Here is an 18143-nt window from a genome sequence, read left to right on the forward strand (position 1 = left end):
TGCCTAAGCACCTCTTTCCAGATCCCTTAATATGTGTTCCAGTTTTGCCAGGCCTTTACTGACGTGGATGTAATACTTGTTGCCGGGTCGGAACACACACTCTTTGAAGTCTGGATGTGACAGGACGTTATCCCGGAACCACGTTTCTTTCATACCGCTGATTTCGAGGAACTCGTTGATCGTTGCGTACTCCTGATACTCGCGCTGCGCTTGTTGAGGCAGTGCTTCTTTAACAGCTTCGTGAATGAGTTGCTTGAATGCTTGTTCGTCTATGAGCATTTAGATCACGTCCTTGGTTAGAAAAACTTTTTCGAAGTCGAGACCTAAAATCTCGCAGACTTTTACAGCATCCTTAACTCTGAAGAGTGAAAGGTCTTCCTCCATTTTCGAGTACGTTGGAACGGATACTTTTAATTCTTCAGAAATGTCTTTCAACGTTATTTTGTTAAAATATCTAGCTCTGATAATTTCGTTTTCACTGACAGCTGATTTGGCGATATAGTTATTGCTTTCTCTTTTGGGTTCAGGGTTCAATTCGGTTTCTATTTTCTTTACTACCTGACGTACTCTTTCGCGCGTTATCCCGAAGTATTCAGATATTTCTTGCAAGGTCATTCCCTCGTATCTCATTAGTGCCATGAACTTGTGTTTCTCATCATAAAATCTGTCTAATTGGTTAAAGTTGATGTGAGACATATTTTTTCTGATATTCTCAATCTTCCTTATTTCTTTTCTTCTTGACTCTAAAGCCCTCACCTTTCCTACCCTGCACTCGCTGCACTCTTTATAATCCGTGTGAGTCCTGAACGCTTTTCTGCACATTACGCAAATGATATAACTTTCAGGTTTAAACATAAGATCGTTGTCATGTGCATGTTGGATGTTCTCTGAAGCTGTAGCCCATTCAAGATTGTCGAGCGAGTTGTTATCGCCAACACCATCTATATGGTTGACCTGCGGTTTGCTTTCTGGGTTAGGGATAAAAGCTTCAGCAAGAAGCCTGTGAACATAAAAACTTTTTTGTTTACCGTTCACCATTCCAGAAACTGTTAGGTATCTCCCATTTCTGCTTGTTCTATTTTGGGGCGCCCTTACATATTGCGTCCCCTTTTTCCTTAAGATAGATCCATCTTCAAAAACTCTAAAAAGGTTATTCTCTAAATCAACAAATTCGCAATCAGGGAAAGTAGTTACAATTTCGCCTCTCTTTCTAACCACATTAATTCACCTTCTTTTTATTAGTAGCCATATTGGCTACACTTGTTGTAAAAAAAATACCACAATCCTTCTCTGGAATACCGAGCACCGTAAAAATTAAAGATAAATCTTCAACCGTGATTCTAAGCTTGCCATTTTCTTTCTTGCTGTAAGTGCCAGCATGAATGCCCATCTTCTTTGCCATCTCTTCAACGCTCAACCCTCTTGCAATCCGTTCAGCCTTCACTCTGTTTCTATTGAATTCAACCATTTTTTATCCTCCCCTCTTATGTGTTAAATCCAATTCTATGTGTTAGTAGCCATATTGTCAACTATTTATTTTTCCAATTCGTCTACATTTTTCCGTTTTTATGTTTGACTTGTTGCCGTATTGGCAATATAATAAAATATATACATTAAATGGGGGAACGTAAAAATGAGGAATTCAGTAGAAATAGGAAAGATAATAAAATCTCGGAGAGCGGCAATGAATTTAAAGCAAACGGACTTTGCAGATAGATTAGGGATACATAAATCAACGGTATCAAAGTATGAAAAAGGAATACGCAAGATACCTATGGAGGATATTGGCAAGATGGCGGATGTGCTTGGTATATCTATTGAAGATTTATTATTAGAAAAACATACTATTACTGAAGTGCCTGTCAAACAAATTCCGGTCGTTTCCAAAGTCTCTGCGGGTATGCCGATCTACAGCGAGCAAAATATTGTAGACTACATATATCTGCCGGCCGATGAAGTAAGACCTGGCAAAGAAGTGTTTGGCTTAATTGTTTCAGGAGACAGCATGAATAAAGAATTTAAAGAAAATGACATTGTAATTATCGAGAAGGATTCCATCGTAGAGAATGGCGAAATGGGCGTGGTCATGGTAAATGGTTATAATGCCACTCTGAAGCAGATTAAATATGTAAATGATTCCATCGTCTTAATGCCACAATCAGACAACCCGGAACACGATCCGCAGATTTATAATAATCAAGATGAAGTATGCATTATCGGAAAAGTGATCGGGATGCACAGGAAATTTTAAGGAGGCTGCTATCATGAGGATTTACAAACGAGATGACAAATGGGCGTATGACATCCACATCAACAATAAGCGTAAAAGGAAGAGCGGGTTCAATACAAAGCGGGAAGCAACGGCTGCGGCACGCAAACACATTAATGATCATGAGCAGGGCTTGCAGCTGGACCACGCCATTAATTTCAAAGAGTTCTACCTGGAATGGGTAGACATTCATAAGAAGCCACATATCAGCAAAAGTTCGTATAAGTGGTATTTAAACGCTTTGAATATTTTCATCGAAGAATTTGGAGAAGATAAACTACTGAAGGATGTGCGGAAGAATGACTACCAGCAGTTATTAAATAAGTATGCTGAAAATAGAACGCAGGAGTCCACACGAAAGCTGAATAACTTTTTAAAGGCTGCCTTCAACCATGCACATGACGAAGGGATCATTGCCCGGAACCCGGCAAAGGGTGCTGTGGTCAAAGGAAAGAAGCCTTCTGCAACGGAAGAATCCAAGTACCTAAGTCGAACGAATTTCGAAAATCTAAAAGCATATGTAAAAACGAGAAGTGAAATGTCTTACCTGGTCATCTATATATTGATGGTGACTGGGGCACGTTTCAGCGAAGTGGCAAATATGAAGTATGAGGATATCCAAATGAACAACAAAATCCATCTGCCCGGCACAAAAACAGACACCGCAGATCGCATCGTGCCTGTCAGCAGAAAAGATATTGCATATATCAAAAAAAGACTGGACCGGCACCCGACCAGAATCAGCGGTGCGCCCTTTACCATTTCACACAATGCTTGTTTGAAGGCACTGCGGACCGCACAGAAGCACATAGATATCCCGGAGGATAAATGGATTACATTACACGGATTAAGGCACACATTCTGCTCTATCATGCTGGACGAGGGTATTTTACTATCAACAATGAGTAAGCGGTTGGGGCATTCAAGCATGGAGATTACCCAGCGGGTGTACGCCCATCTGTTGGAAGAGAGGGAATTGGAAGATGATAAAAAGATCGTTGAATATCTGGAAGCAAATTAAAATGGCACATAAATGGCACAAAACCCCTCAAAACCGCATGGTTTCAAGGGGTTATAACGGACAGTGAGGGATTCGAACCCTCGATACGGGGTTACCGTATACACGCGTTCCAGGCGTGCGCCTTCAGCCGCTCGGCCAACTGTCCATGTTTTAATTAAAACAGAAGTGAGCGGACTCACTTCTGAATGATGACCCGTACGGGACTCGAACCCGTGTTACCGCCGTGAAAGGGCGGTGTCTTAACCGCTTGACCAACGGGCCATATGGCTCCACAGGTAGGATTCGAACCTACGACCGATCGGTTAACAGCCGATAGCTCTACCACTGAGCTACTGTGGAATATTAAAATGGAGCGGGTGATCGGAATCGAACCGACGACATCAGCTTGGAAGGCTGGGGTTATACCATTTAACTACACCCGCTAAATTATTAATATTTAAATATAAGGGCGGCTGATGGGTTTCGAACCCACGCATGCCGGAACCACAATCCGGTGTGTTAACCACTTCACCACAACCGCCATCATAATATTATGGTTCAGGACGGAATCGAACCGCCGACACTGTGAGCTTCAATCACATGCTCTACCGACTGAGCTACTGAACCTTGGTATGTATAGAATTTTAAAAATGGCGGTCCCGACGGGAATCGAACCCGCGATCTCCTGCGTGACAGGCAGGCATGTTAACCGCTACACCACGGGACCTTAATTATAAACAAAAAAAATTGCGGGAGGTGGATTTGAACCACCGGCCTCCGGGTTATGAGCCCGACGAGCTACCAGACTGCTCCATCCCGCGATAATATTATTTACGTCGTTTTTCAACGTCTGATATATATACTATATGTTTTGTTAAATTATTTCAAGTAATTTTAATAACTTTCTTATGTCAAATTTACACTTTCTTAAAATCCACAGAGTATAAGTACATTATATGCATTACGGGTATAACATTGAAAACGCTTTATGAGACTAAGAAATGAGTGAATTTTCAAATGAAAATATTTCGTTTTGGAGTGATTCAGTTGAACTGCCCTCTTTTACCGCCCTGGATAAGGATATAGAAACTGAAGTTCTTGTGGTCGGCGGTGGAATCAGCGGCCTGATGAATGCATATCAGCTCACAATGCGTGGGCATGAAGTGACAATTATCGAGGGGAACAGCATACTAAGTGGTACTACTGCGAATACGACAGCAAGAATTATGGCGCAGCAGGGGCTGCTTTACGGACAGATCAGCAAACAGAAAGATGAAGATTCGGCACGTCTTTATTATGATTCACAGATGGAAGCCATTGATGAAATTGAAAATATCGTAAATAAGCATGATATCGATTGTGATTTCAAGCGTGTCGATGGTGTGATTTATGCCGTTTATGAAGATTCTGTCAAAGATCTTAAAAAGGAAGCCGAAGTATATAAGACTCTCGGAATTGATGGCAATTTATTCAGGAATGAAATGAAACTGCCATTTGAGACTTCAGCTGAACTGGTAATGAAAAACCAGGCGGAGTTCCATCCCCTTAAGTTTCTACAGACCATACTTGAAGTACTGAAAGAAAAAGTGTTACAGTTTATGAACACACGCGCGGTGAATCCATAGATGGTAATACATTATCCACAACGGACGGCATTAAAATAGATTTTGAAAACATTATCATCGCAACACACTTCCCTTTCCTTGATTTTGACGGCTTATACTTTAACAGTTTCAAAATCAGCTATGGATATGGTCTTGTCGTTACGTCGACTACTCCCCCACCTGAAAACCTTTCATTGAATGGTTACGACGGCGCATCGCTGTCTACAAGAAATGTGGTCAACCCAGACAGCAGCCGGCCTACTGTCCTTTTTGGCGGTCTTGGTCACATGTCTTATGAAATGAAGGACATGTCTGAACAGCTGGATAAATTAAAACTCTACGCTGATCAGAAAACGAATAATGAGGAGATTCTCAATGCGTACAGGGCCCAAGATCTTATGGCAGCCGATTCGCTCCCCTTCATCGGCTTTTTTGACAAAGAGCACAATAATAGATTTGTCGCGACCGGCTTCAATAAATTCGGTATGACAAACGGCGTGCTGTCTTCAATGATAATCAGCGATCTGATGGAAGGAAACGATAACAGATATGAAGCGCTGCTGAGTCCACATAGAAACAAAGGAACATTCCAACAGCTGAAACAGCATATTTCCAACCCGATGCATGTGGTTCAATCAGAAGCCAAAAATATGATGGACAAGTACCCCGATATTACAGAAACCAAGCTCAACGCAGGACAGGGAAAAATAGTGAAGGATGGCTCCATGAAGAAAGGTGTGTACAGGGATGACGATACCTGACATATCGTCGATAACCGCTGTACGCATATGGGTTGCAGCCTTGGCTGGAACCAGGATGACAAAACATGGGACTGTCCATGCCATGGATCAAGATTCAATTATAAGGGCGAGGTCATTGAAGGGCCTGCCATAGAAAACCTCGAAAATGAAACCAGGAATGCAAAAGAATCATAAATGACAGACAAAAATTAATCCCCCGGAGTTTCAAAAACTTCGGGAGATTAACCTATTTCCTGTTCTCATAAAACAACTTCATCGCCTCACACATGAATTGTGCAAGTCCTTCACCATACTTATCAATATTTTTTGTAAATCTTTTATCCGAGACATACATTTGACCAAGTCCCATAAAAGCTTCCGGAGAATAATCTCCAATTTCATTTAAATATTCATACCATTCTTCAATACCTTTCTGTGCGATTTCAGATTCCGGTGCTGTATGTCTGATTCCAGACAGATTTTTATATATTTCATCAAATCGATCTTTGAGTTCTTCCTGCTCTCGATGAGACATTTTTTTAATGCGTCTTTCTGATTCCTCTACCGCTTCATCCCCCCATTTTTTCCTCGCTTCTTTTTCATAAGGGTTATTTGTAAAATCGATTCCTTCAAATTTTTCTTCATTTGTCATTTCTATATCTCCTTTCATATACAGAAGAGTTTTATCGATAGTTTTGATCATCTTTTCTATTTTTCCCGCTTCATTTTCAAGCATTTCCCTCTGCATTTTCAACGCTTCTTCGCGATCATAACCGGGATTATGCATCATTTTCCTGATATATTCCAGAGAAAAACCGAGCTTTTTAAAAAATAAAATCTGCTGCAGCATTTCCAGATTTTCTTCCGAATATTTTCGGTATCCTGCATCGGTGACTTCATCAGGCACCAGCAGTCCTATCTTATCGTAATGGTGCAGTGTCCGGACACTGACACCGACAAGATCCGCTACTTCTTTGATTCTCATATCTATCCCCTCCTGCAAATATAACTGTAGAGTATGACGTAACGTCAGAGTCAACGCATATTTGAAATTTTTCACCATTTCACAATTTGATTCATCAATAATGTATTATAATAAATAAGATTCAGCTTAACAAAAGGGTGTTTTCATGAAAAAGAAGACTTATGGAACAAAGAAGAAAGTAACAATTCCATCCATCATACTGCTGTTGATCATCATAGTCATCTCCTCATTGGTTATGGAAGAGGAACCAAAAGATCAGAGGCTTGAACAGGACGCTTACGGCAATGAAGAGATCAGCGACAGGCTAGAAGTGACAGTAGCTGAATTTATTGATGGAGATACGACACGATTCAATTACAATGGTTCCAATGAAAGCTTCAGATACCTGATGATTGATACGCCTGAGACAAAACATTCCAGACATGGTGAAGAGCCTTATGGTCATGAAGCATCAGAGCGTACTGAAGAACTTCTGTCAAACGCAGAAAAAATCGAAATTGAGTTTGATGTTGGACCAAAACAGGATGATTATGACAGATACTTGGTTTATGTGTATGCAGATGGTGAAATGGTCAACGAGATATTGGTCAGGGAAGGCCTGGCGGAAGTGAAATACGTCAACCCTCCTAATGATACATATGTCGATATACTTAAAAATGCCCAACAGGAAGCGCAGGCAGCGAACTTGGGCATCTGGTCGGAAGATGACTAAAGCCTTCGGATTCTTTCCGAAGGCTTTTTACAATGTATATATCTAGTAGAATACACTCACTATTTCTCAAATGATTTATCATATTCCCCCAGCCTTTCGATGAGGGTACATGTACATTTGATGCCGCCGAAGAAGCTATCCAGTTTGATATTTTCATTTGGTGAATGATTTCGCTGGTCGAAGTTTGCATAGGGCATAATTATCGAAGGCGTCTGTAAAATACTTGTCCAGACATAATCCGGCAATGATCCACTTAAACTCGGCTGAATCAGCGGCTTGGTATTATACGCCTGGTGGACAACATTGGTCACTACATCCACTATTTTCATGTCAGCGGAAGTTCTCGATGGTTTCATCGACCCTAGAAACTCAACTTCCATATCAGGATCATATTCCTTGATGTAATCTGAAATTCTGTCATAAACGTACGAAGGATCCTGATCAGCAACCAGTCGTATATCCATTTTAGCAGAGGCTGTTGCAGGTATGATTGTTTTCACACCGCCACCGGTATATCCGCTCTCCATTCCGGATATATTGAATGTTGGTTCCATAGTTAATTTCCTGTAATAACTCTCTCCGTCCATTGTCAATCCGGAATAACCGATTTTACTCCCTATTTTTTTCTGATCGAAAGGCAGTTGCCTCAGTAATTCCATTTCCTTTTCCGATGGAGAGCGTATATAATCATAGAATCCCTCAATTAAAACATCGCCATTCTCATCCTTCATGGAATGAAGCAGATCGATCAGCTTCCAAGCCGGATTAGGTACGATATTTCCTGTGTTTCCCGAGTGGTTATCCCATTCCGCTCCTTTTACTGTTATTTCTATTGACAGCATTCCTCTTGCACCGAGCAGAATCAAGGGAGATCCACTGTAATGGGAAGAGCCGTCAGCTGTATATACCAAATCAGCTTTTAGAAGTTCCTGGTTATCACTGACAAACCTCGGAAGATTTACACTTCCCTTTTCTTCTTCACCTTCAAATACAAATTTCAGATTGATTGGCAGATCTCCAAAAACTTCCTTATAAATTTTAATGCCAAGAAGCTGAGCCATGAGTTGTCCTTTATTATCCCCGGTGCCTCTGCCGTACACTCTGCCGTCACGTATCGTTGGATCAAACGGAGGAGACACCCACTGATCCAGCGGATCCGCTGGCTGTACATCGTAATGGCCGTATATCAGAAGAGTGAATGAATGTTTGTCCCTCACCATTTCTCCGTAAACTATAGGATGCCCTTCTGTCTGCATGATTTTTGTTTCAATACCGCTTTCTTCCATATAGGCTTTAAGAAGATCAGCACACTCGGTCATTCCTTCGTTTTCTGTACTGATGCTCTTCTGTCTTATGAAAGTGAACAACTGTTCAAGAAATTCTTCCTTGTGACTGCTTATCATCTCATCCACTTCATCAAATGTCATACTGCCGCCCCCTCTTTTAGTATCCATTAATGGTATATCCATTATATTACACTATCATTCGGTGCATATAAAAAAGCGTGCCATCTTCTTCATTCATGAAAGATGACACGCTTTCTTCACTTTTGAGTATGATCAGAGTCTGATTCATCAGGTTCCTTCGGTGGAATCCAGTCCTGCGACCATTTCTCAATATCTCTTAAGACAGGCTCAAGTGAACGCCCTTTGTCTGTAAGTGAATATTCAATTATAACCGGAGTTTCGGGGTAGACATCTCTTTTGACCAGTTCCTCCTGCTCCATATCTTTAAGTCTGTCGGAAAGCACCTTACCACTCACACCGATTGCAGACTGTATAGCGCCAAATCGTTGCGGTGCATCGAGCATCTGATAAATGACCAATGCCGTCCACCTTTGACTGAGTAATGAAACAGCTTTTTCAAACCTTGGGCAAAGTGTTGATTGTTTCACTTTCTATCACTTCCTTCGATTGCATTGTACCATAGATAACTATATAATTAAAAGATATCAAATCTCTTTACATTATTTATTATATATTATATACTAAGTTACATAAAGTAACTATAAAATATTCGGAGGAAGTAATTATGACATTCCATACACCACCTGCAGCACATGTAGAACACGTTAAAATAAATGTTTCCGATCTGAATCGAGCAATTGAATTTTATACAGAATCTTTAGGTTTCTCTGTATTGGATAAGAATGACCAGTCCGCGAGCCTGACTACAGATGGAGAAACAAGTATCCTGTCACTTTACCAGCCAGAGAATGCCGCGCCTAAAGGCAGAACTTCGGGTTTGTATCATTTCGCAATACTATTGCCGGAACGCTCAGATCTTGCTGCAATCACTTTGCAGCTTGCTAACAAAAACATCCGCTTCGGTTCTGCCGACCACCGCGTAAGTGAAGCGCTGTACCTTAACGATCCTGATGGCAATGGCATCGAAATTTATATAGACCGGCCTGCCGAGGAATGGAACTGGCATAATGGACAAGTTGAAATGACGACAGAGCCTTTGGATTTTGAAAATCTGTTAAAGTCATTCGATCCTGTCAGGCCCTGGAACGGTATGCCAAAAGATACTGTCATGGGCCACCTGCACCTGCATGTCGGAGATTTGAGTGCCGCACTTAAATTCTACACCGAGGGGCTTGGCTTGGATATTGTATGTGACTTTGCCGGTCAGGCGATGTTCATGTCCACGGAAAATTATCATCATCATATTGCGGTTAATATATGGAATGGCCCTGACGCGCCAGCTCCAGATAAAAACGGTGTCGGCCTCAATTACTATGTGCTAAGGTATCCTGATGAAACCTCCAGAGATGCAGCAATCACAAGACTTGAGAAAATCGGTTTTGACGTAACACATGAAAATGGTAAAGCGTTCTCAGCTGATTCTTCCGGAAGCCGCGTAGAACTGGCATTTTAAATTTTCGATAATACTTTAAAAGAAGCTATCCTTTTTTCAAGGATAGCTTCTTTGTTGTGGATTTATCATTTTTCGGTATCCACTGTTAAAATGGTAATATATAATTATAAAATTAATTTAAATACAGGAGGCAGACATGAAACTACGCCCTTTGGAAGAAACAGACCTGGAATTCATACATGAACTCGCTAATGATTATTCTTTGATGTCATACTGGTTCGAAGAGCCTTATAATTCATTGGAGAAATTGAAAGAGTCCTATCGAAATAATAATTCAAGTGAATCTGCAAGGAGATTTGTAATCGTAAATGAAAACGATATGGTTGGTATTGTAGACTTGGATTATATAGACTTTATCCATCGAAATTGTGAAATTATGTTAATTGTCAAACCAGAGTTCAGTGGAAATGGTTTTGCCAAGTTTGCATTTAAAGAAGCTGTAAAATATGCTTTTGAAGTATTGAATATGCACAAAGTATATCTATATGTAGATACTGAAAATGAAAAAGCAGTCAGGATATACGAAAAACAAGGTTTTAAAAATGAGGGTGTTCTAAGAGAACACTTTTATGCAAAAGGAAAATACAAAGATGCTGCATTCATGTCCATATTAAAGAGTGAATGGACAGAAAATGAATAGAAGGACGATAAAATCCTAAACGTTCGTTTGTATAGTTTTGACCAATCTTAGTAATGAGGTTGGTCTTTTTATTTGAATTTTATATAAAGGCTGAATCAAAAATATAGAAACATTTAGAATTCCGGTCGTCCTGATCATTAAAGTGATGCCTGATATTGGGAATAGAATTTTAATAAGACTATTTTAATTGTTTTACTCTCTTCACTTGATTCGGAAAAATCTCATTTCCGTTCAGCATCAGATGTCCATGGCCTTCCTCTTTAGCCTTTTTAATTTCTTTCTTCAGACTTTCCAGAGTATGGATATTAGTATAAATGGTCTGTCTCAGACGATTCTTATATATTATTCTGAATTTCTTTATAGTGATCACTCCCCCTCTATATGCCCCTACACATTTAATATTAATATTATGTTAACAAATTATCAAATTATTAAACTGAAAAAAACCCGCAAACGATATGTTTGCGGGTCAGGTATTACGGAGATGGAGTCCGCTAAGGTAAATTAATGGCGCATAAGATTAACCGTGGTTACTAGGATTAGCAGTGATTCAATTATGATTAAAAGCACTTAAAATAGATTAAAAAGGCACGTATTGGACACGTGAACGGTACTCAAGGGTTTGTCGGACAGTGAGATATCCAGTTGAATTACCACAACTTACCGGAGAGCTCTGAAACGGTGATTTTAAAGGGTTTTAGTATTAATCATTTACCGTTATTTCACGTAACTTGATAAGTAAAATGGCACAAGACTGGCACAATAAAACTAACAATATTTAGGAGAGAACTAATTATGACAATTATACTTGTATTACTTTGGGTACTTGCAGGTTTGGCAACTGCTACTTTGATAGTTACTGCATTAGTATTTACGTTAAGGAAAAAGAAATCAGAGAAGCTATGGGTATCATCAGGTATCTCCGCGGTTCTATTCATATTTTTATTCTTTGGAATGATATTCTCTATTCCAAGTAGTGATGATCAGTCGTCTGAAATTGCTTCAAGTAATGAGAGTGGTGGAGAACCGATTCAAACAGAAATAGGAAAAGAGGCAGAGCGTGAACGATCTCTTGAAGAAGAAAGAGAAGAGAATACGGAAGAAGTAGAAGAAACTGAAGAAAAAACAGAAGAGTCGACAAACGAAACAGTAGCGGCTGAGGAAAGTGAAGCAGATGAACTTGAAGAAGAGATTGAAGAACCTACTGACGATTCATTCGACCCTGCTGATTATCAGACTGGTATAGAAATGGCCGAATTGGAACGCCGCCCGGATGATTTCATTGGTCAGAAATTCATGTACGAGGGTAAAATCGTACAGGTAATGGAAGATGAGCCATACACAGCTTATCGTGTGGCCGTGAACGATGATTACGATCGTATTGCATATATTCAAATGTTCAGCAGCACGCTGGAACAACGCTACTTGAAAGATGACTACATCACTTTCTATGGACATTATGAAGGACTTTTGAATTATGAGACAGTTATTGGTGGAGAGCAGACTGTTCCCTCATTTACTGTGAACGGCAGTCATATAGAGATAGCTCAATAAATAAAAAAAGCCACATACAGCTTGATGTAGGTGGAACTTAATCGTTATGCCGATATTCCAGTCCGACATAAAAAAATACAATGGGATAATAATATTTTAGGTGGTGCTATATCGTGACTCGAGGAGACTGGTTTATTGATAAAAAAACTTTATGCAGCAAAATGTGCATCGGAGAAACATACTTTGACCAACATTTTCTAAAAGATGACCGAATGAGATCGTGTGAATATAGAAGAGGAAATAAGCTTCTTTGGGAAACTGAGAAGGCAAAAAAGTATATGAAGCAAATTGTAACTGAGATTTTTGATTAAGAGAATCATATAAAAGCGGATAACTATAAAATTTCAGTGATTATTAGAAAAGCCATACTTCAAAATGAAGGATGGCTTTTTATTTTGAATCAATCACCTCTGCTTAATATCTTTAGAAATTCACTTTCCAGATATTCGTACATTTCTTTCGCTTTGAACGCCCAACGGTCGCCCTTCCCTTGCGGGAAGTGAGTGAACAGCTCTATCTGTCGCATCCGTATTGGATGATTCAATAGGTTGTCCTCTAACCAACTGCGTGATTTACCTGTATGCTTTATCACATCTTTTAATGTTAGATATTTACCAAGTAGTATGTTGGATGACAGTTCTTCATATTCAACTTTAGTAATCATTACATATTCTTCAGGAATTTGAATTGTTACATTAATCTTTTGCATTTCATACTCCTCTAAAAAATCTTTGCTTTTTGCTTATCTAAACTGCGAACTCAGCAACGTCTCACTCAGCTCCATCGCAGTCATCATCCCAGCTACCTGTCCTGGCACAGCGTTAATATCTACATAGTAATTATCGATCAGATCATTCTCCATTGTGTAATAGACAGTACCATCTTTATCGATCTTTCCGGTTACCATATCATGCAGCAAATTTTGATTTAACATGACGTATTCAATATTTATATGTAAGTCCATGTGATCACTCTCCTATATTGAGTATAGACATACCTCTAATAGAAAGAAATACATAACAATACTTTATTCTGTGGAGAATAAGTTTCTAAATTATCTCGTAAATATAGACAAATTTAATGTTAGCGATTCAGTACATTTGCTTAACATTATATCTATAAGTGAAAGATTTCAAAAATTCTTCAATATTAATGAATTTATGATAGTCGGTTTCAAAAAGTAATGTTACAATATATTTAGAAAATATTGGGAGGTATTACATATTATGAGTGAACAAAATGAACAACAGCCAAAGAAAAAGAAAGGCGGCGCCCTGAAATGGACTGGCATTGGGTGCTTTGGTATAGTCGCTTTACTTATATTGCTGGGCGGCTGTGTCGCTCTTATCACGCCAAGCGGTGACGATGGCACTGAATCGTCCGATGATGTTGCAGGGAGCGAAGAAACAAGCGTAGAAGAGACAGAAGAAGCAGCACCTGAAGACCAAGAGTATGCCGTTGGCGATACTGCAGACATTGATGGCAAACAAATTACGATTTCTAATGTTGAAAAACGTCAAGCAGATGAGTTCGAGGTAGTGAAAGATGGGTATGAATTTGTCATTGTAAATATTGAAATAGTCAATGGATCAGATGAGGAAATTAACTATAATCCATTGAACTTTGAACTGCAGGATGGAAACGGCAATATCACTGATAGCTTTGGAGTGCTTTCTCTTGATGGCGTTGGAGAGCAACTAAATTCAGGCGCTTTGGCCGCTGGTGGTAATGTGTCAGGTACTGTCGCTTTCGAAGTACCGCAAGGTGACGAAGATTTAACACTGAGATATAAGGATAATATGCTTTCTAACGACACAATAGATTTCAATTTATACTAAAAAACAACCGCCTCCCAGGGCGGTTTTGTTATGTCTAAATAAGCAATATTGTGGAAATGGGTTTATTTGAACAAACTCCGTTTTTTAAAATTATCTCATAAATATATCTAAACTCCACATTAATCACTTCAGCACCTTTGCTCACTACCACCATGCCTGCCTTATCCGCTATGTACTCAATCTTACATTCAAGCTGCACCTCGAATCCATCGTTCCAGTAACGTAGCACGACTGTCTCCCCTACTGACCTGCGCAGTTCTTCTTCCAGCATGACCAATGTTTCATTGTCATGGGTAGGTGCCGGAGTCTTAGCCTGGACCTCTATCATCTCGGCCACTCGCTCATACTGTTCTGGCATTGTGGCAAATGGTGCCCACTTAATCATGCCCCTCCCCTGTGGAATGTTGGAGTCAAGTTCTGATACATCCATTTCCCTGTAGTCTAGTCCTCCATATACGCTCATGATAATCACTCCTCTTACGAATTATTATATAGAACATATGTTCGTATTGTAAAGCGATATATCATAGTTATAATAAAATTAAACAAACTTGGAAGAAGGTAAGTTCATTGCACAAAAGCAAAGATGAAACAGGTTTTAAAAAATGGTTTAAAAAACTTAATTTTATTCTAAAGAAATGTAATAGAAATTTAAGTAAGATTACCTCAAATTATAGTTATATCTTAATCTTAAGTATTGTATTCTTGGCTGTACTAACACCTTTTATAGTAGCGATTGGCATAACCAATTTTCCTTTAGTAAATTTAGTAAGCGGTACTTCAAATGGTTGGCTTGGATTCTGGGGCAGTTTTTTAGGTGGGATATTAGGTACTATAGGCGTAATATATGTTGCCCATCTACAGAATGAAAAACAAATAGATAATTTAAAAATGGTTGAAGCGGATAACAAGAAGAGGCTTCAAATTGAAACAGAAATTGACTTATTAAAATCTTATCAATCTGATATTAATATACTTGAAAATGATATCAGCTTATATAAAGAAATTGTAAGTAAAATATTAAATAACTTAGAAAGCAAAGATGCTTTTAAAACAACCAAATCTGATAAAACAAATGATAAAGAAATATACCAAGATAGAATAGATGTATTAACCAGAAAAATTGAATATATTGAAAGCAATCATTTTAGTACTTTATTCAATAAAATAGAGTTAATGAATATAGTATTAAAGGAGAGCTCTTATATTAATCTGATGCCTCTACCATCTGGAAATGAATTCGAGGAACTAGATAAAATTATAGATTCACTTAAAGATGGCATAGACATTAATTCTTTTCATAAAAGTTTCGCTAACTTCGATTTAATGGAAATAGGGACGGATAATTATATGAAAGAGAATGTTTTTGAAAAATTGCATTCTTGGCTAATAATAGAAAATGGAGAAATTCATAAGAGCTTATCAAACTTACTTAGAAATTTAAGGTAATATACTATACTTTAAAAAAACCACCTGCAGTGAGGTGTTGAGATTAACTATTTCTTGAGTAATAATAAGAATGAGTTATAATGCCCATTTTCAATAATACACCTCTTTTTGGACATAAATAATAGTTGTACATCATAATCACTCCTCTTACGAATGATTATAACGAACATATGTTTGTATTGTAAAGTAATTAAAGTATCTTGGTTAAAAACTATTCCACTCACCGGTTATATTGTATTGACCTAATTTAAACAATGCATCAACTGCTTTTTCTGAAACTCTTCCTAAGACTTTTTCTCCTATATTATTAGCACCCTTATTTTTTTCTATTACTTCTAAAGCTTCCATCACTTCTTTTAGTGTTTCCTTTAATTCATTGATTTCAACTTCAGACATATTTTCTAATCTTAAGATGTTGTCCGAAATCTCTATATTTCTCGTTTCTCTGGCTGTAATACCCTTATCAAAAGAACCAATAACTTCATTACCACTCACTGTTCCGTCGGAACTTCCATCCATATCAATACCTACAGTTTCTTTTCTTTCATCTTTCATAATAAGCACTCCCCTTTGATATATTGATAATATTATTTAAATATAGCAGAATAGCCTTATATTAGATATATAAATAAAGGTGTTTACTTACTTAAGCTAGTTAGTGTATATATAATGTTCTATGTGTAAAGACCAGTTCTAAATGCTATAATTTATAAAATAATTAGGATTAAATATAATAAGAGGTGTTTGATAATGAAGAATGGTAAGAAAATTAAAATCGCTGCTATCTTAAGTGAAACTGAAGTTATTATTAATGCGGGTAGTTTGGACGGTGTACAGAACGGATACGCATTCTATATTATTGATGCCGAAGGAAGAGTGATTAAAGATCCCGATACTAATGCAGTTCTAGGAAAATTCGAAGGATATAAAGGGAAATTAATTGTCAAAAAAACTGAAGACAGGTTTTCATATTGTGAAACTCCTACATATTATAAGAATCTAGCTGTCGAATCAACTTTAGCAAGTAGTAAATCATTATTAAATAGCCTAAATACTATATCAGGTACCCAGCAAGATAAATTAAACATTTTAAAAGAAGATGTTCTTGATTTAAAATCAATGTACACAGACACTCCGGTAAAGGTTGGAGATAGTTTAGAGTATATTTCAAAATAAATGTTGATAAAGTTATAAAAAATGATATAATAAGAGTAACTGAAATGCCGGCGAGAAGCCTGGTACGGAGTTCTCTTATTTATCTTAGGGGGCTCCGTTTTTTTATGTCTGAATTAGATGAAGTACCATTTTATGATTATCCTACCTTATTGGAGAGAATCATAAATAAAAATATAATTGTAGATGATGAAGATCATGCTATATCAGAACTTAAAAATCATTCCTACTATTCATTAATAAACGGTTATAAAAATTATTTTTTAGAAGTTGACACAACAGATACAATGGTTGACAACACAACATTTAATGATTTTACTTCCACCTACTATTTATATTCCGATATTTCTTCTTTAATATTCAAGTACATTTTATACATTGAAAAATCTTTACGTTCACGTCTATCGCATATAGTAGCTAGAGAGTTCGGTGTTTATTCTAGTGAATACTTGGACCGTAATAACTACAAAGACTACCAATACTTAAGGTACAGAACTTTGCGAGACATTCAAGAGGTTATTGATACATGTAAGTCAAATTCTCTAACACATTATTTTAAAGAAAATAAAAAAAATATTCCTCCTTGGATTGTAGTTCAAGATATCTCATTTTACACTGTAATTTCTTGGTCTAACATTCTACCGAAACATCTAAAAAGCGAATTATTTAAAGATTTTTTTGAAAACAGTAACTTGTATGAATGGTTTCAAGAAAAATATTTCCATCATTCTTTTCACTTTCTGAGAGAATATAGAAATCTAGCAGCTCATGGTAAAAGAGATTTTAAAGAAAAAATAAATAATAAACTTCAAGAGGAATCATCCGTACATTTTTTCGGTTCTACCTTATTAAAAAAAGAAGACCTTGATAAAAATAGAGGACTTCAGGACCTTTTAGCTGCTATTAATTTAATATTAAAATATACTCAGGACATTGAATTGATACATAAATTTTTAAGTGAATTTATCTTGGTGATTATACCTTATGTGGACGAAAAAGATTATTCTCCGACGCAATTAATTAATCAAAAATCAGTTTATCAAATACTAGGTTTACCAGAAGATATTATGGATCGGATAGCTTTATATATTCAATATCGCACTATGTAAGTTCAATAATTACAAATTTTAGATAAGTGCAAATCAATTAGTCTATAGACTTTGAGAAATCTATATAATTCTAATTAAATTAACCCCCGGCAGCAATTATTCCGCTAGAGGGGGGGATTTTAGCTTTTAAAAAACAATATCACATTTATGTTCAACCGTTCAAAGTTAGAGTAGTTGGATATGATATAAA

The 18143-nt window shown here is 37.6% G+C and carries 23 protein-coding genes and 8 tRNA genes; 13 read left to right on the forward strand and 18 right to left on the reverse strand.

Features of this window, described 5'->3' with window-relative positions:
* Nucleotides 1-3: 3 nt before the first annotated feature.
* From BM271_RS13450 to BM271_RS13460, 3 genes are read right to left on the reverse strand one after another with little or no spacing between them, the layout of a single operon-like run.
* On the reverse strand, nucleotides 4-279 hold the full coding sequence (locus BM271_RS13450) for a hypothetical protein (protein WP_046790580.1): 276 nt from the start codon (nucleotides 277-279) through the stop codon (nucleotides 4-6).
* The gene (locus BM271_RS13455; protein WP_052749879.1) at nucleotides 280-1218 is read right to left on the reverse strand and encodes a sigma factor-like helix-turn-helix DNA-binding protein; all 939 of its coding nucleotides are present in this window, start codon (nucleotides 1216-1218) and stop codon (nucleotides 280-282) included.
* Nucleotide 1219: 1 nt separating this feature from the next.
* Nucleotides 1220-1468, reverse strand: coding sequence for a helix-turn-helix domain-containing protein (locus BM271_RS13460; RefSeq protein ID WP_046790581.1), 249 nt, complete (start codon nucleotides 1466-1468; stop codon nucleotides 1220-1222).
* Nucleotides 1469-1633: 165 nt separating this feature from the next.
* On the opposite strand from BM271_RS13460, the gene BM271_RS13465 reads away from it, so the two are divergent.
* Complete coding sequence (locus BM271_RS13465; RefSeq protein WP_046790582.1) at nucleotides 1634-2251, forward strand: LexA family protein; 618 nt, start codon at nucleotides 1634-1636, stop codon at nucleotides 2249-2251.
* Between the two features lie 13 nt (nucleotides 2252-2264).
* The gene (locus BM271_RS13470; RefSeq protein WP_046790583.1) at nucleotides 2265-3290 is read left to right on the forward strand and encodes a site-specific integrase; all 1026 of its coding nucleotides are present in this window, start codon (nucleotides 2265-2267) and stop codon (nucleotides 3288-3290) included.
* A 57-nt stretch (nucleotides 3291-3347) separates the two neighbouring features.
* Here BM271_RS13470 and BM271_RS13475 read toward each other — a convergent pair.
* From BM271_RS13475 to BM271_RS13510, 8 genes are all read right to left on the reverse strand, one after another.
* A tRNA-Ser gene (locus tag BM271_RS13475) sits at nucleotides 3348-3435 on the reverse strand.
* Between the two features lie 44 nt (nucleotides 3436-3479).
* A tRNA-Glu gene (locus BM271_RS13480) sits at nucleotides 3480-3551 on the reverse strand.
* A gap of 3 nt (nucleotides 3552-3554) precedes the next feature.
* Nucleotides 3555-3629 (reverse strand) — tRNA-Asn (locus BM271_RS13485).
* Nucleotides 3630-3638: 9 nt separating this feature from the next.
* Nucleotides 3639-3712, reverse strand: a tRNA-Gly gene (locus BM271_RS13490).
* Between the two features lie 25 nt (nucleotides 3713-3737).
* A tRNA-His gene (locus tag BM271_RS13495) sits at nucleotides 3738-3810 on the reverse strand.
* Nucleotides 3811-3823: 13 nt separating this feature from the next.
* Nucleotides 3824-3896 (reverse strand) — tRNA-Phe (locus tag BM271_RS13500).
* A gap of 24 nt (nucleotides 3897-3920) precedes the next feature.
* A tRNA-Asp gene (locus BM271_RS13505) sits at nucleotides 3921-3996 on the reverse strand.
* Between the two features lie 20 nt (nucleotides 3997-4016).
* Nucleotides 4017-4090: transfer RNA gene (locus tag BM271_RS13510), tRNA-Met, on the reverse strand.
* A gap of 180 nt (nucleotides 4091-4270) precedes the next feature.
* Here BM271_RS13510 and BM271_RS13515 point away from each other — a divergent pair.
* From BM271_RS13515 to BM271_RS13525, 3 genes are all read left to right on the forward strand, one after another.
* Nucleotides 4271-4894: an NAD(P)/FAD-dependent oxidoreductase gene (locus BM271_RS13515; RefSeq protein WP_046790584.1), complete on the forward strand. Its 624-nt coding sequence runs from the start codon at nucleotides 4271-4273 to the stop codon at nucleotides 4892-4894.
* 173 nt (nucleotides 4895-5067) lie between these two features.
* Nucleotides 5068-5634, forward strand: a complete 567-nt coding sequence (locus BM271_RS13520; RefSeq protein WP_143544953.1) for an FAD-binding oxidoreductase — start codon at nucleotides 5068-5070, stop codon at nucleotides 5632-5634.
* A 3-nt stretch (nucleotides 5635-5637) separates the two neighbouring features.
* Nucleotides 5638-5808, forward strand: coding sequence for a Rieske 2Fe-2S domain-containing protein (locus BM271_RS13525; protein ID WP_268794022.1), 171 nt, complete (start codon nucleotides 5638-5640; stop codon nucleotides 5806-5808).
* Between the two features lie 52 nt (nucleotides 5809-5860).
* Here the strand turns inward: BM271_RS13525 and BM271_RS13530 are convergent, their stop codons facing one another.
* Complete coding sequence (locus BM271_RS13530; RefSeq protein WP_046791523.1) at nucleotides 5861-6604, reverse strand: MerR family transcriptional regulator; 744 nt, start codon at nucleotides 6602-6604, stop codon at nucleotides 5861-5863.
* A 139-nt stretch (nucleotides 6605-6743) separates the two neighbouring features.
* Here BM271_RS13530 and BM271_RS13535 point away from each other — a divergent pair, with 139 nt between their 5' ends.
* Nucleotides 6744-7310 (forward strand): thermonuclease family protein, encoded by a 567-nt coding sequence (locus BM271_RS13535; protein WP_052749880.1) that lies wholly within the window; start codon nucleotides 6744-6746, stop codon nucleotides 7308-7310.
* Nucleotides 7311-7369: 59 nt separating this feature from the next.
* Here the strand turns inward: BM271_RS13535 and BM271_RS13540 are convergent, their stop codons facing one another.
* Both BM271_RS13540 and BM271_RS13545 read right to left on the reverse strand, forming a co-directional pair.
* A complete protein-coding gene (locus tag BM271_RS13540; protein ID WP_234960613.1) occupies nucleotides 7370-8764 on the reverse strand; it encodes a M20/M25/M40 family metallo-hydrolase in 1395 nt (464 codons plus the stop codon).
* 89 nt (nucleotides 8765-8853) lie between these two features.
* Nucleotides 8854-9204, reverse strand: coding sequence for a winged helix-turn-helix transcriptional regulator (locus BM271_RS13545; RefSeq protein ID WP_046790587.1), 351 nt, complete (start codon nucleotides 9202-9204; stop codon nucleotides 8854-8856).
* Between the two features lie 137 nt (nucleotides 9205-9341).
* On the opposite strand from BM271_RS13545, the gene BM271_RS13550 reads away from it, so the two are divergent.
* The 3 genes from BM271_RS13550 (at nucleotide 9342) to BM271_RS13565 (ending at nucleotide 12384) form a co-directional block, all read left to right on the forward strand.
* Nucleotides 9342-10190 carry a VOC family protein gene (locus BM271_RS13550; protein ID WP_046790588.1) on the forward strand — a complete coding sequence of 283 codons (849 nt, stop codon included), beginning with the start codon at nucleotides 9342-9344 and terminating at the stop codon, nucleotides 10188-10190.
* Nucleotides 10191-10326: 136 nt separating this feature from the next.
* Nucleotides 10327-10830, forward strand: a complete 504-nt coding sequence (locus tag BM271_RS13555; RefSeq protein ID WP_046790589.1) for a GNAT family N-acetyltransferase — start codon at nucleotides 10327-10329, stop codon at nucleotides 10828-10830.
* A 795-nt stretch (nucleotides 10831-11625) separates the two neighbouring features.
* Nucleotides 11626-12384 (forward strand): hypothetical protein, encoded by a 759-nt coding sequence (locus BM271_RS13565; RefSeq protein WP_052749881.1) that lies wholly within the window; start codon nucleotides 11626-11628, stop codon nucleotides 12382-12384.
* Nucleotides 12385-12784: 400 nt separating this feature from the next.
* Here BM271_RS13565 and BM271_RS13575 read toward each other — a convergent pair whose 3' ends face one another.
* Nucleotides 12785-13093: a DUF771 domain-containing protein gene (locus BM271_RS13575; RefSeq protein ID WP_046790592.1), complete on the reverse strand. Its 309-nt coding sequence runs from the start codon at nucleotides 13091-13093 to the stop codon at nucleotides 12785-12787.
* Nucleotides 13094-13126: 33 nt separating this feature from the next.
* Nucleotides 13127-13348 carry a hypothetical protein gene (locus BM271_RS13580; protein WP_046790593.1) on the reverse strand — a complete coding sequence of 74 codons (222 nt, stop codon included), beginning with the start codon at nucleotides 13346-13348 and terminating at the stop codon, nucleotides 13127-13129.
* A gap of 262 nt (nucleotides 13349-13610) precedes the next feature.
* Between BM271_RS13580 and BM271_RS13585 the strand changes: the two genes are divergently transcribed.
* Entirely contained in the window at nucleotides 13611-14222 is a 612-nt protein-coding gene (locus tag BM271_RS13585) for a DUF4352 domain-containing protein (protein ID WP_052749882.1), read from the forward strand.
* Nucleotides 14223-14256: 34 nt separating this feature from the next.
* Here the strand turns inward: BM271_RS13585 and BM271_RS13590 are convergent, their stop codons facing one another.
* Nucleotides 14257-14685 (reverse strand): YolD-like family protein, encoded by a 429-nt coding sequence (locus tag BM271_RS13590; RefSeq protein WP_052749883.1) that lies wholly within the window; start codon nucleotides 14683-14685, stop codon nucleotides 14257-14259.
* 107 nt (nucleotides 14686-14792) lie between these two features.
* Between BM271_RS13590 and BM271_RS13595 the strand changes: the two genes are divergently transcribed.
* A complete protein-coding gene (locus BM271_RS13595; RefSeq protein ID WP_046790594.1) occupies nucleotides 14793-15671 on the forward strand; it encodes a hypothetical protein in 879 nt (292 codons plus the stop codon).
* Between the two features lie 204 nt (nucleotides 15672-15875).
* Here BM271_RS13595 and BM271_RS13600 read toward each other — a convergent pair whose 3' ends face one another.
* Complete coding sequence (locus BM271_RS13600) at nucleotides 15876-16226, reverse strand: hypothetical protein (protein ID WP_046790595.1); 351 nt, start codon at nucleotides 16224-16226, stop codon at nucleotides 15876-15878.
* Nucleotides 16227-16421: 195 nt separating this feature from the next.
* Between BM271_RS13600 and BM271_RS13605 the strand changes: the two genes are divergently transcribed.
* Together BM271_RS13605 and BM271_RS13610 are read left to right on the forward strand one after the other, a co-directional pair.
* Complete coding sequence (locus BM271_RS13605; RefSeq protein ID WP_052749884.1) at nucleotides 16422-16847, forward strand: hypothetical protein; 426 nt, start codon at nucleotides 16422-16424, stop codon at nucleotides 16845-16847.
* Between the two features lie 104 nt (nucleotides 16848-16951).
* Nucleotides 16952-17953, forward strand: a complete 1002-nt coding sequence (locus BM271_RS13610; RefSeq protein ID WP_046790596.1) for an Abi family protein — start codon at nucleotides 16952-16954, stop codon at nucleotides 17951-17953.
* Nucleotides 17954-18143 lie beyond the last annotated feature (190 nt).

It is taken from the genome of Salinicoccus halodurans (assembly GCF_900114445.1).
Classification (GTDB): Bacteria; Bacillota; Bacilli; order Staphylococcales; family Salinicoccaceae; genus Salinicoccus; species Salinicoccus halodurans.